The following is an 11,674-nucleotide window of genomic DNA, read 5'->3' as shown; positions in this document are numbered from 1 at the left end:
CCGGCCATCAGCCTGCCTGCAGGCTTCAATTCTGAGGGGCTGCCAATGGGCATACAGGTTCTGGCTCGCAGTCACGCCGATCTGGACCTGTTGCAACTCGCGCACGGCTTCGGCAGCGTTGACACTCGCTCTGGTGAAGGGTTGACCAGAATGTAGTTAGGTGCCATATTAGTTGCATGGCAGTGGACGGAACCGATCACGACTCACCCACGTTGGATCAGGCGCGGCGGCAGTTGGAGCATTACGGCCTCGGGTCCGATCCGCAGGCGGTGCTGGTTGCGGTTCGGCTGATCTCGGCGGGCGCGCGGCTCGGTCGAGCAACCGAGGTTCACTTCGCGAGGTATGGACTGTCGACCGGCCGTTACCGATTGCTTGCGGATCTGGAAGACCATGACGGGGAGAAATCTCCCTCGCGACTGGCCGCTGATCTCGGCGTCTCGCGAGCCACGGTGACCGGGCTGGTCGACGGCCTCGAGCAGGAGGGTTTGGTCGCTCGGCGTCCGTCCGCCGAGGACGGGCGTGGTGCGGTGGTCGTCCTGACTGCTCGCGGCGCTCAGCGTTTACGTGACATGGCGCCCGAACACTTTGCTCGTCTCGAGGAAATGGTCGACGAGCTCACTGTCGACGAGCGTGCGGTTTTTCTGGATCTGCTCTCGCGGGTCGTTCGCGGTATCGGTGCGCTGACTGCGGAGTAGTCGGCTGGGATTCCAGGCATTCGTGTAGCGATTCGAATCGTCGTCAATTCTCGACAAAGGCTTCTCTCTCCATGCCCAAATAGTTAGCCACCTAATTATAATCGGAAAGTTGGTCTCCTTCATGTCCGGACTCACCCCGCCGATCCGTCGCGAAAATAAAAGGGAGATAACCGATTCCAATCGACGCGTCCCGGTTGCCGATCGTCGCGCCGCACGACCTTTCGCCCTGTGGAGAGAGGTGCTGGTCGCCTACCTTGCCCCTGCGCTGATGGCGGGTGCGGGCGGAGTCGCATCCGGCCAATCGGGCCTCACGATGGCGGCATTTACGTCCATTGCGGGCACGTCGGCAGTGGTGGCGTTGCTGATCGGCTCCTGGCTGCAGCGTCGCGGGAGGTCACGGCCGTGGACCACGGCCCTGCCTCGCGTCATGGTGGCGGCAATTCTTGCCGTCGCAGCCGCTGTGATTGCAGGCCTCGTCGGGTGGTTCGCCTCCCGTTGGCTACCAGCTCACACGAGCGTGGTCGACACTGCTTGGCTTGCTCGCCTGCAACTCGATCTACCGATATCTGCTGCTGTGGCTGCCGTCATCGTCAGCTGGCGATGGCGCCGTCAGAATCCCTGACCGACAACACATGTCAAAGATCCCCGGCTTCCCGGGGAAGACCGAAAGGAACACGATGATCGTCATCTTGGGAGCGTCCGGAACCACAGGCGGCGCGTTGCTACGCAGTCTCGCATCCTCGGGTGTGCCGAGCAGAGCGCTGTCCCGCGACCCGGAAAGGCTGAGCGCCCACCTCGGCGATTTGGCCGACGGTTTGGTCGAAGTAGTGCCGGCCGATGCCGCAGACTCAACTTCGCTACGCACGGCTTTCGAAGGGGCTGAACAACTTTTCCTCGCCATGGCCAACGGCCTCGAACAGGTCGAGCTCGAAACGCGTGTGATAGACATAGCCGCCGAGAGCGGCGTCGAACACATCGTCAAGATCTCCGACCCCGCCGCCGCGGCCGACTCCCCCATCGCTCTCTCCCGCGGCCACCATGCCGTCGGCGAACACCTGCGTGCATCCGGGATCCGCCACACTCTGCTCCGCCCTTATGCGTTCATGCAGAATCTGTTGCTCCTGGCTCCGGCGGTGGCTGCGCAGGGGGTGATTCTGGGCGCGATGCGGGACGCGCCGTGCAACTGGATCGACTGCCGAGACATCGGTGACGTCGCCGCGGCCGTGCTCACACGCGCCGACCTCGCCGGCGGTACCTACGTCCTGACGGGCAGCGAGGCAGTCGGCTACGGCGGCATCGCCGATTCTCTGACCCGCATGCTCGATCGCCCCGTCCAATATATCGACCTGCCACCGCACGAACTTCGGCAAAACCTCGTCGATCATGCCCACATGCCTCCGTGGCTGGCCGAGCACATTCTGGAGATCCAGCAACTTGCCGTCTCGCGCCCGGAGTCACCCACCGACACGGTGGCACGTGTCTTGGGGCGTGAGCCACGAACCCTGGATGCGTTCCTGCGTGAGCATCTGGACCGTTTCCGCTGATTCACGCTGCGAGAGCAGTGCCGCCAGCAGTCACGCGGTTGATCAACGAGCCCACCGAATCCTGATCGGACCTCGTACGGATTCCAGGTCGACGACTTCGCCGCCTTGGGTGATCTGTACTTCGCCGTCGGCCACCATGTGGCGGGCGGCCTCTCGGACAGGTTCCATCAGCGGCCGCCAATTGTCGGGTGCCGCTGCGCGGGCCACGTCGGAGGGGCAGATGCTCGACTCGGCTGATCGGGCACTGAGTAGTTCGCGGATCTTCGCCGCCAGTTCTTTCTCTTCCACCGTGTGACCTCAGTTTCCGGTCGTGACCGTAGGCCTTCAACAGAGTATGAACCTTCGGTTCGGCGAGTTGTGGTGAAGGAATGGTGCACATCGATAATTATTGACGGCGTGGAGAATTCGAGTGCAACGCGCCGCGACGTAGTCCGAAAGTCGTATTCGGCCAGATCCCAGGAGTACACGGACCTCTTCGGCTCGATGGATTCGACGCACGTATCTGATCGGGACCTGGTGACCAGCTGGGCTGCCACTTTGACCGGCCCCGTGCTCGACGCCGGGTGCGGGCCGGGGCAGTGGACAGACTTCCTGGCCCAGAGCGGGCTGGCTGTGAGCGGGATCGATCTCGTGCCCGAGTTCGTCGAACGAGCCCGCACCCGATACCCGGATCTTTCCTTCGAGGTCGGGGGCTTCGAGGCATTGGACGCGAAAACGAATTCACTGGGCGGCGTGCTGTCCTGGTACTCGCTCATTCACCATCACCCGCAAGATATCGAGGCACCGCTCGCTGAATTCGCGCGCGTGATCCGCCCAGGTGGTGGGTTGCTGGTGGGCTTCTTCGAAGGCACAATCTTAGAGCCTTTTGATCATGCCGCGACGACTGGTTATCGATGGCCGGTGACCGAACTTGCCGAGGTGCTGGTCACAGCGGGCTTCGACGTGATCGAGACCCATACCCGGACGGGGAGCGGCTACAGGCCGCACGGCGCAATCACTGCCAGCCGGCGCGGCGGCGAATAGCGGATCGAGACTGGGCGAGCAATTGTCTTTCATTCATTTCGTGTGAGTGGTGTGCTGGATGAGTCACTCCCCGGCTTTTTCAGCACCGGATCATCCACACACCGGATCATCCACAGTTGAAAGAAGGCGCCATGACCACGATCCATCTTCACAAGACGACCACTGCGACGCCCGAACAGGTCCTTGCCGGCCTGACCGACTTCGGCCCGGGCCGTGAGGAAATCTTCGGCCGCAGTGCGGACAGCTACCTGAAAGTGCACCAACGAGGACCCCACGATGCTGATGTCACCGAGGGCTCCAGTGGTATCTGGGAGCGTCTGCACTACGACTGGACCGACCCGCACCGCGTCGTGATGACAACCACCGACTCCAACCTGTGGGGCGGGGCGTCGAGCCATACCTACACGCTGACCCGGCAGCCGACGGGCCTGACCGATGTCGACGCCGTCGTGGTCCGGGACGGCAAGAACCTCAAGGGAAAGCTCCTGGCGTCGGTACTCGGACTCGTCGGCACCCAAGTGCTGGGAAAGTCGTTCACGAAGTCCATCGATGCCATCGAAGCTCGCAACGGTGGCGCGAGCGGCGGCAACACACAGTGACAAGAACCTGACGGACTTGTCAGAGCGCTTCGAGGGCTTCCGTCATCTTCTTCACCGTCTCCGGTGCCACTTTGGCTTCGAATCCCGCCTTCAGGAGAGGCGACGCAATCTTGGCGGCACCGTTGAACTCGACGTTCGCGTGATATTCGATCTCGGTCGAGTTCGGACCCACCGAAGTCAAGGTGATGTCGTCGGTACTGGTGGCAGTCTTGTTCTTTCCTTCGAGAACAACGTGATTCAGCTCGTCGGTCACCAGCGTGTACGTCAGTTCCGTGGTGACGCCGAACAGCTTCGACACGTTGTGCCATTGGGTTCCGACGCCGACAGGACCGTCGGAGATCTGCGTGCAACTCTCGGTGCCCGGATCCCACGTCGGCGCATTGGCGAAGTCGCGGAGAAACGCCGCAGCCTTCTCGATCGGTACCTCGGCGGTGAATTTGCGGGTGACGTCAACCATGCGGTGGGCCTTTCGGTTCATTTTTCGGCGGTAGTGCCGAGGCGAGACTTCGTTCCGACGCCCGGGCTACCCAAACTCGACGAACGGTAACCGCCTTCAGAAGACTGCGCGGTCCAGTGGACGTGGAAGCGGATCGAGTGCGCCGGTCTCGCGCAGGCGCTCGTAAGCCAAAACGGCCCCATCGCCGGCCCTGATCTGCAGCAACACGCCGCCGGGTAACGCGGTAACGTCTACGGCCAGGTCATCCGGGATCGCGTCAGCGCGAGCGGCCGAGAGGTAGCCGAAGCGGCCGATCACGGGATCTCCGACGCGATAGTCGGACTCGTCTTCGAGAGCGTCGAGGATGTCGTCGTCGGTGACATCTCCGAAGTCCGGTTCCCACACCGCGGCGAGCATCCGAAGTAGTTCTGTCTCAGGAACTTCGGCGGCGTCCGGCGCGCTGACAGCGAGAATCATCGACTGTAGGACGATTTCCGGTTCGCCGCCCGCCAAGCCGGAGAGTTCGAGCCCCCATTCGGGCCCTCCACTGGCTGCGAGCCTCAATCCGACTCCCAGACGATCCGACCAGTCTTCGGCGGCCTGCGCGTTCTCGAGGGCCTGTGCCAACTGGTCGACGGTCACGGCAGTAGCAGGTCCAGCGGAATGGATCTGTTGCCACGACCCGTCGACCACCTCGGGCAACAGGAATTCGACTTGCTCCAACGTCCGACGCCACCGGGAGGCCACGGCCTGCACCGATTCCGGCCGTCGTCCCCAGAAAACTCGAATAGCGCGTCGTGTCATCGAGTCCTCCGGTAAGGATCGTCCATGGGTAGCCATATCCCGTCTTCGTGGATTTCGAGATCAGTCACGCCGCGGGTGAGAGCGTCGACGGCCGCGAGAACGGCAGGACGCGTTTCGTTCTCGCGACACAGGAGTGACCACGTCCAGATTGCCGCCGGGTCGATCATCGGGCGTGCCGTGAGATCGCTCGGCAGCGTGATGGTCTGCCCTTTGGGCGAGTTGACGACCGGATGGCCGATGGCACGCACGTGATCGAAGAATGCCGGGCCGGTGATACCACCGTCGTTGATGCGCAGGATCTGTGCGCCGGTATCGCGAGCGAATTCTTCGGCGTAGCCGTTCCACGAATACCAGGAGGTGGTGTCGTCGTCGACGAGTACGACGACGTCGCGTGCCCGCACCGGTGTGGTGTCCTCTCCGGTGGAGACCGCGTAGAGCCGATCCGCACCGAGCAGTTTCGCGCTCAGAGCATGTTGGGCGACATCGGTTTTCCGCACCCAGGCGATCGCCAGGTCGAGGCTGCCGTCCGCTACCCGCGCGGCCTGTGCGTGTGATGGCACCACCCAGGCGTCGACGTGCAGTTGCGCGACCCCTGAAGTGCGCGCGATCAGATCCGTGGGGAGCCAATTGACGTAGCCGATCCGGACGGGCTCCGCTCCGGACAGACGCTCCGCGCGGCGTCGCAGATTCTCGGCACTCTCGAGTAGCGCACGGACATCAGGGAGCAGGGCCGCGCCGGCTGGCGTCAGAGCGACGGAACGGCGGTCGCGGACGAACAGCTTGACGCCGAGGTCGCGCTCGAGTGCCATGATCTGCTGCGACAATGACGGCCCGGCTATCAGTAGCCGCGCCGCGGGTCGGCCGAAGTGCAGTTCCTCGGCGACGACCTCGAAATATCTCAGCTGACGCAGCTCCACGATCATTCATGCTACGTGCGGTGGGAGGTTGTGCCTATCAGTCAGGAGCAAAGCGGTCGTGGCGGTCCGGCGCGGCCGGGGCACACGATAAGACCATGACCACAGTCCACAACGGCGTCTCCCCGCGAGCGCACGCTGTCCAAGCTGCCGCTGCGCTGGCGGCGAGCATGGGAATCGGTCGATTCGTCTACACACCGATCCTGCCGTTGATGCACACGCAGGCCGGTCTGTCGGCCTCGCTCGGCGCCACCCTGGCGACGGCCAACTACGTCGGGTACCTCATCGGCGCGCTCGCGGGAATCCTCATTCCCGGCGTGGTGCGCTCGGCAGCGGTGATGCGTACGTCGTTGGTGGTCCTCATCGCGACTTTGGCGCTCATGCCCACTACCCACGACGGATCCATCTGGTTCGCCCTGCGGCTCGTCGCAGGCATTGCCAGTGCCCTCGTCTTCATGATCGCCGTCAGCGCTTTGCACGCGCACCTTCGGGGGCAGTCCCAATTCCTGGCCGGATGGGGATTCGGCGGAGTTGGGTTGGGTATCGCCCTGTCCGGGGTCCTCGTGTTGGTCGTCCGCTTCATCGGTACCTGGAGTACAGCCTGGCTGGCATCTGCGGCCCTTGCAGTGGTGTGTGCGGTCGCAGCCTGGGGATTGACGCCGGAACCGCGTCCGACCATCATACCGGACGCGCCGGGAACTCCCAGTTCCCAACGCTGGTTCACTGCCTTGTTCATCAGTTATTTCCTGGAAGGCATCGGCTACATCATCGCGGGCACGTTCCTTGTTGCCGCAATCGATCTCGCCGCTCCAGAATGGGTCGGCAGCGGCGCTTGGATAGTGGTCGGTCTGGCCGCATTTCCCTCGTGCGCCCTGTGGGCTTGGCTCAGCCTGCGTTGGTCGAGGCCGACTCTGCTTCTCGTTGCCCTGTTGATTCAGGCGGTGGGCATAGCGCTTCCTGCTGTGATCGGAGGCGTCGGCCCCGCACTGATTTCAGCTTTCCTGTTCGGTGTCACCTTCCTTGGTATCGGGTCAATTGTGTTGGCAATCGGCGCGCACCTGCAGTTCCCACGCGCCGTGGCGTTGCTGACCGCTGGATACAGCATCGGTCAGATTCTCGGCCCACTCGTTGTCACTCCGTTGCTGCGAGACGGGTATCGCGACGCTCTGCTGTTGGGTGCGGCCGTCGTTCTGGGCGCGGCAGTGGCCGCCGCGGCCTTGCGGTTCCGATTCCCTTCCGATCTCGATGCGGACTCTCGGACGGCCACCTCGACTGAGGAGGTAGTTTTTGATGTCAGATGACGAAACCGCCGGAGCACTACCCGACGTAGGACTGGAGATGTTCGAATGAGCGCACTTACAACCGATCTCGACCTGAAGGTCCCTGTCATCGCAGCGCCCATGGCCGGCGGCGCTTCCACACCGGCACTTGTTGCTGCTGCCTCTCGCGCAGGCGGTCTCGGATTCCTCGCCGCCGGGTACAAGACGCCTCAGGCTCTGTCCGACCAGATCGACGCCGTGCGCGCCGAGGGAGTGTCGTTCGGTGTCAACGTCTTTGCGCCCAACCCGGTGCCTGTCGACGTCGATGCCTACCGTGCCTATACCAGGGCGATCCAGGTCGAGGCGGATCGCTACGGCATCACACTGGCTGACGGTGAGCCGGTCGAAGACGACGACTACTTCGAGGACAAGATCGATCTGCTCCTGGCCAGCCCGGTTCCGGTGGTCAGCTTCACTTTCGGCTTTCCCGCACCCGGCGTCATCAAGGCGCTGCGCGCTGCCGGTTCACTTGTCGTACTCACTGTGACTTCGGAGGCAGAGGCGCTCCTTGCCGTCGACGCCGGTGCCGATCTGCTTGTCGTGCAATCGTCGGCTGCCGGCGGCCACTCCGGAACGCTCACTCCCCTGCAGGTTCCGGCAGAAACACCGATCACCGAACTGATCGCTCAGATCCGTCACCGCACGTCGGTTCCGCTATTGGCGGCCGGTGGACTGGCGACCTCCGCCGACGTCGCTGCAGCCTTACGTGCCGGAGCGGACGCGGCAGTCGTCGGTACCGTACTGCTGCGCACCGAGGAGAGTGGTGCCTCGGCTCCGCACAAGGCAGCTCTGGCCGACACGTCACGCGGGAACACGGTCGTCACAAGAGCTTTCACGGGACGTCCTGCACGGGCACTTCGGAACGAGTTCATCGATCGCTACGACGCACAAGCGCCCATCGGGTATCCGGCCATCCATCACCTGACCAACCCGATGCGCAAAGCCGCTGTTGCGCAGGCAGATCCCGAGCGAATGCACCTGTGGGCCGGCACCGGCTGTCGCCACGCGACGGAGGAACCAGCCGGGGTAGTGATTTCGCGATTGGCTAACCTGTGACGGCGCGGACACCGGAAGCCGGATTGCCGGAAGTAGTGACATACGACGGGTTGCCCGGGTCCGCCGGTGGTGCACACTCGCTTCGAGTCAAGCGTCCCGATGTTGCATTTCAGCGGCTGCAGACATTCCTGGAATCCTGCACCGAACCAGTGTCGTTGCCGTCGTGGACGTTCGAGATCTACCAGAGTGGGCCATCCGAGCCGACCGCGCAGTTGTCATCGTTCGCTACCGAGCTCTTCGGTGGGCCCCGCTACAAAGCGCAAACCCATACCGAATGGAACGTCCCACCGGCTTCTGTCAACGAAGCGCTCGATGCCCTCGTTGGTTGCGATGCTGTTACAACCCACGGACGTTCTGTGGCGGCACTGACCTGCAGCGCGCCCGTACGCCTGATCGACCCCAACACGCGCGCGCCGTACCCCGACATCACCCCCGACACGTTCGGCCGTTTTGCCGTAGATGGATACGGCCGGATTCTCGGCGAGTCAGGCATACGCGCAACCCTCGGCAACGCGACATCCTCACTGTCCCTTTGGCTCAACCTGCCTGCAGACGAACGGTTGTCGTCCGGTGCTCGTCACCTACAAGACCCTCTCCCGTTCCGGTTGTCCGCGAAACACTGGCGTCTCTGGCGGCCGAACCGGAGCAGAGACTCGTATCGTTCCAACAAGATTCCGTCGCCGGTTCACGACCACGTTTGAATCACGCAGCAAGCATTTTCATCTCGGGCAGAGCTCGCCCATCTCGGAGACAATGCGATCAGCGCTGCGAACCACCCATACCGCGCGTCCGCCACGCAATGTCGGCATCAAGAGTCGGTCCTTCTCGATGGGCCAGTGCACAAAGGGAAATCCGCCGGCCAGCTCGTCCTGGACTTCGCCGGCGATCAGGGCCGTCAACTCCTGTACAGGCTGTTCTATGTGCGGCCCGACGACCCTGACGCCGATCAGGGGACTGGTTCCTGCACTCTTGCCCTTTGGTCGTGGTCCAGCGTCGAGCGCGAGGTGGCACTGACCGTCATCGAGCATCGACACCGTCCACACGCAGTTCTGCATGTACGTATCAGGGCCGTGCCAGCGGCATTGCAGATCCTTGCCGACAGCCTGGCACGCCTCGACGACGTTGGCGGGAGCGTCGTCTGGTGCATCCGGCCCCATGATCGGAAAGCTCCAGACTCCCACGTAGTCGAAGTCGGGCATATACATGCTTTCACTATGGCACGTTGTCAGAATGCGTCTTCCTCGAGTTCCATGATCTCGTTGTCGAGGGAACCCAGGATTTCTTTCGTCGACGCCAGGATAGGCAGGATGTTCTTGGCGAAGTACGACGCGACGACCACCTTGCCCCGGTAGAACGACCGGTCCTTTGCCGACGCGTCACGGTCCAAGGCTGCCAACGCGACTTCCGCTTGCACCAACAGGCGCCATCCGATGAGCAGGTCGCCTACCGCGTACAGAAAGCGCACCGAGCCGAGGCCTATCTTGTACAACTCGGAGGGTTGGTCCTGGGAAGCCATCAGATAGCCGGTGAGCGTCCCGGCCATCTCCTGCACGTCGGTCAAGGCGCTCTCGAGTAGGACTCGCTCGGCCTTGAGTCGACCGTTCCCGGCCTCACTGTCGATGAACTCTCGTATGCGACCGGCTACGTGAGCGAGTGCAACGCCGCGGTCGCGTGCGATCTTTCGAAAGAAGAAGTCCTGCGCCTGGATCGCCGTGGTGCCCTCGTACAGGGTGTCGATCTTGGCATCGCGGATGTACTGCTCGATGGGGTAGTCCTGAAGATAACCGGAGCCGCCCAGGGTCTGCAGGCTCTCGGTGAGCAGTTCGTAGGCCTTCTCGGAGCCGACGCCCTTGACGATCGGCAGCAGCAGATCGTTGACCCGCGCCGCCAATTCGGCATCCGCACCCGAAACCAACTCGGCGACATCGGCATTCTGGTGTGCGGCGGTGTAGAGGTAGACCGCTCGGAGGCCTTCGGCGTAGGCCTTCTGCATCGCCAGGCTGCGTCGGACGTCGGGGTGGTGCGTAATGGCCACACGGGGCGCGGTCTTGTTTGTCAGCTCGGTGAGGTCTGCGCCTTGAATTCGTTCTTTTGCGTACTCGAGGGCGTTGAGATAGCCGGTGGACAGTGTTCCGGTCGCCTTGGTGCCCACCATCATTCGAGCATTCTCGATGACCTGGAACATCTGGGCGATACCGTTGTGGACATCACCCACGAGCCAGCCGACGGCAGGAACGTCCGTCGCTCCGAAGGTGAGCTCGCAAGTTGGGGAAGACTTGAGGCCCATCTTGTGCTCGACGCCGGTGACGTAGACACCGTTGCGCTCTCCCAGTTCAAGTGTGTCCGAGTTGAAGTGGGACTTCGGAACGTAGAACAGGCTCAAACCTTTGGTTCCTGGACCGGCTCCCTCGGGCCGGGCAAGCACCAAGTGGAAGAGGTTCTCGGCCGTGTCTCCGACGTCACCGCCGGAGATGAATCGCTTGACGCCCTCGATGTGCCAGGTGCCGTCGTCCTGCGCGATTGCCTTTGTTCGGCCTGCGCCTACATCGGATCCGGCGTCTGGTTCGGTGAGCACCATCGTTCCGGCCCATCCGCGCTCGAATCCTTCTTTGGCCCAGTGTTTTTGCTGTTCGTTTCCGATGGTGTAGAGCACGCTCGCCATCAGTGGACCCATGTTGAAAAAGCTTGCGGATCCGTTTGCCGCGACCAACATTTCGCCGATCGCCCAGACCAACGGCGCCGGAGCAGGAACACCACCCATGCCTTCTGGTAGGCCGAGTCGCGACCAACCGGCCTCGTTCACCGCCTCGACCGTCTTGCGTAGAGGTTCCGGGACCACAACTGCGTGATTGGGTGCGTCGAATTCGACAGGGTTCCGATCCGCGTCGGCGAAGGACGCGGCGACCGGGCCTTCTGCCAGTCTCGCTACTTCCGCAAGAATGTTGCGCACAGTGTCGGTGTCGAGGTCCCCGTAAGCGCCGGCATCCAACAGTTCGCCGATCCCGAGCACCTCGAACAGATTGAACTCGATATCACGCACGTTGCTTTTGTAGTGACCCATTGTTCTCCGACCTTGGTTCGTCAGCAATACGATTCGTCAGCAGATACGGCTCGTCAGCAGTACACAAGAAAGCCTGCCCCACAAGGAATTCAGTACGCAACCGTAGGTAGAGACGAGTTTCGTTGCTACAAAGTAGCGCCAAGCCGCTCTCATTGAAACATTCACTCGTACAATCGGTTTCCGCTGGTGGGGTGCATATCAGTCGCGTAGCATCCTCTTGGGT

At 62.7% G+C, this 11,674-nt stretch carries 14 protein-coding genes; 8 read left to right on the top strand and 6 right to left on the bottom strand.

Translation table 11 applies throughout. From position 1 onward, the window contains the following. The first annotated feature begins 176 nt into the window (after positions 1–176). The 3 genes from H7C86_RS16600 (at position 177) to H7C86_RS16590 (ending at position 2,239) form a co-directional block, all read left to right on the top strand. Positions 177–695, top strand: a complete 519-nt coding sequence (locus H7C86_RS16600) for a MarR family winged helix-turn-helix transcriptional regulator (RefSeq protein ID WP_003943230.1) — start codon at positions 177–179, stop codon at positions 693–695. A 121-nt stretch (positions 696–816) separates the two neighbouring features. Next, positions 817–1,317, top strand: coding sequence for a hypothetical protein (locus H7C86_RS16595; protein ID WP_182261868.1), 501 nt, complete (start codon positions 817–819; stop codon positions 1,315–1,317). Between the two features lie 55 nt (positions 1,318–1,372). Continuing rightward, positions 1,373–2,239: an NmrA family NAD(P)-binding protein gene (locus H7C86_RS16590; RefSeq protein ID WP_182261867.1), complete on the top strand. Its 867-nt coding sequence runs from the start codon at positions 1,373–1,375 to the stop codon at positions 2,237–2,239. Between the two features lie 42 nt (positions 2,240–2,281). Here H7C86_RS16590 and H7C86_RS16585 read toward each other — a convergent pair whose 3' ends face one another. After that, entirely contained in the window at positions 2,282–2,527 is a 246-nt protein-coding gene (locus H7C86_RS16585) for a DUF3253 domain-containing protein (RefSeq protein ID WP_182261866.1), read from the bottom strand. A 108-nt stretch (positions 2,528–2,635) separates the two neighbouring features. On the opposite strand from H7C86_RS16585, the gene H7C86_RS16580 reads away from it, so the two are divergent. Together H7C86_RS16580 and H7C86_RS16575 are read left to right on the top strand one after the other, a co-directional pair. Next, complete coding sequence (locus tag H7C86_RS16580; protein ID WP_182261865.1) at positions 2,636–3,262, top strand: class I SAM-dependent methyltransferase; 627 nt, start codon at positions 2,636–2,638, stop codon at positions 3,260–3,262. Between the two features lie 131 nt (positions 3,263–3,393). Then, positions 3,394–3,861: a hypothetical protein gene (locus H7C86_RS16575; RefSeq protein WP_182261864.1), complete on the top strand. Its 468-nt coding sequence runs from the start codon at positions 3,394–3,396 to the stop codon at positions 3,859–3,861. Between the two features lie 19 nt (positions 3,862–3,880). On the opposite strand, the gene H7C86_RS16570 is transcribed toward H7C86_RS16575, so the two are convergent. From H7C86_RS16570 to H7C86_RS16560, 3 genes are all read right to left on the bottom strand, one after another. Next, a complete protein-coding gene (locus H7C86_RS16570) occupies positions 3,881–4,318 on the bottom strand; it encodes an SRPBCC family protein (RefSeq protein WP_007735601.1) in 438 nt (145 codons plus the stop codon). Between the two features lie 96 nt (positions 4,319–4,414). Further along, positions 4,415–5,101, bottom strand: coding sequence for a hypothetical protein (locus H7C86_RS16565; RefSeq protein WP_182261863.1), 687 nt, complete (start codon positions 5,099–5,101; stop codon positions 4,415–4,417). Continuing rightward, the gene (locus H7C86_RS16560; RefSeq protein ID WP_182261862.1) at positions 5,098–6,018 is read right to left on the bottom strand and encodes a LysR family transcriptional regulator; all 921 of its coding nucleotides are present in this window, start codon (positions 6,016–6,018) and stop codon (positions 5,098–5,100) included. Before H7C86_RS16560 ends, H7C86_RS16565 begins: the two co-directional genes overlap by 4 nt. 95 nt (positions 6,019–6,113) lie before the next feature. On the opposite strand from H7C86_RS16560, the gene H7C86_RS16555 reads away from it, so the two are divergent. The 3 genes from H7C86_RS16555 to H7C86_RS16545 are packed head-to-tail and all read left to right on the top strand — an operon-like array spanning position 6,114 to position 9,091. Next, positions 6,114–7,316, top strand: coding sequence for a YbfB/YjiJ family MFS transporter (locus tag H7C86_RS16555; RefSeq protein ID WP_182261861.1), 1,203 nt, complete (start codon positions 6,114–6,116; stop codon positions 7,314–7,316). 45 nt (positions 7,317–7,361) lie between these two features. Further along, entirely contained in the window at positions 7,362–8,390 is a 1,029-nt protein-coding gene (locus H7C86_RS16550) for a nitronate monooxygenase family protein (RefSeq protein ID WP_182261860.1), read from the top strand. After that, positions 8,387–9,091 (top strand): hypothetical protein, encoded by a 705-nt coding sequence (locus H7C86_RS16545; RefSeq protein WP_182261859.1) that lies wholly within the window; start codon positions 8,387–8,389, stop codon positions 9,089–9,091. The genes H7C86_RS16550 and H7C86_RS16545 overlap by 4 nt, the downstream gene beginning before the upstream one ends. An 18-nt stretch (positions 9,092–9,109) precedes the next feature. On the opposite strand, the gene H7C86_RS16540 is transcribed toward H7C86_RS16545, so the two are convergent. Together H7C86_RS16540 and H7C86_RS16535 are read right to left on the bottom strand one after the other, a co-directional pair. Further along, positions 9,110–9,595 (bottom strand): hypothetical protein, encoded by a 486-nt coding sequence (locus tag H7C86_RS16540; RefSeq protein ID WP_182261858.1) that lies wholly within the window; start codon positions 9,593–9,595, stop codon positions 9,110–9,112. 20 nt (positions 9,596–9,615) lie between these two features. Further along, entirely contained in the window at positions 9,616–11,451 is a 1,836-nt protein-coding gene (locus H7C86_RS16535; protein WP_182261857.1) for an acyl-CoA dehydrogenase, read from the bottom strand. Between the last annotated feature and the right edge of the window lie 223 nt (positions 11,452–11,674).

The organism is Rhodococcus sp. UFZ-B548, assembly GCF_903819475.1.
GTDB lineage: Bacteria > Actinomycetota > Actinomycetes > Mycobacteriales > Mycobacteriaceae > Rhodococcus_F > Rhodococcus_F erythropolis.
Note: the sequence above shows the minus strand (reverse complement) of the source record. Positions and strands in the feature narration are given on the sequence as shown.

Bases quoted from the DNA above. Each gene is read 5' to 3' on its own strand.
- H7C86_RS16600 (WP_003943230.1), top strand. From the start codon at position 177: ATGGCAGTGGACGGAACCGATCACGACTCACCCACGTTGGATCAGGCG.
- H7C86_RS16595 (WP_182261868.1), top strand. From the start codon at position 817: ATGTCCGGACTCACCCCGCCGATCCGTCGCGAAAATAAAAGGGAGATA.
- H7C86_RS16590 (WP_182261867.1), top strand. From the start codon at position 1,373: ATGATCGTCATCTTGGGAGCGTCCGGAACCACAGGCGGCGCGTTGCTA.
- H7C86_RS16575 (WP_182261864.1), top strand. From the start codon at position 3,394: ATGACCACGATCCATCTTCACAAGACGACCACTGCGACGCCCGAACAG.
- H7C86_RS16570 (WP_007735601.1), bottom strand. From the start codon at position 4,318: ATGGTTGACGTCACCCGCAAATTCACCGCCGAGGTACCGATCGAGAAG.
- H7C86_RS16565 (WP_182261863.1), bottom strand. From the start codon at position 5,101: ATGACACGACGCGCTATTCGAGTTTTCTGGGGACGACGGCCGGAATCG.
- H7C86_RS16555 (WP_182261861.1), top strand. From the start codon at position 6,114: ATGACCACAGTCCACAACGGCGTCTCCCCGCGAGCGCACGCTGTCCAA.
- H7C86_RS16550 (WP_182261860.1), top strand. From the start codon at position 7,362: ATGAGCGCACTTACAACCGATCTCGACCTGAAGGTCCCTGTCATCGCA.
- H7C86_RS16540 (WP_182261858.1), bottom strand. From the start codon at position 9,595: ATGTATATGCCCGACTTCGACTACGTGGGAGTCTGGAGCTTTCCGATC.
- H7C86_RS16535 (WP_182261857.1), bottom strand. From the start codon at position 11,451: ATGGGTCACTACAAAAGCAACGTGCGTGATATCGAGTTCAATCTGTTC.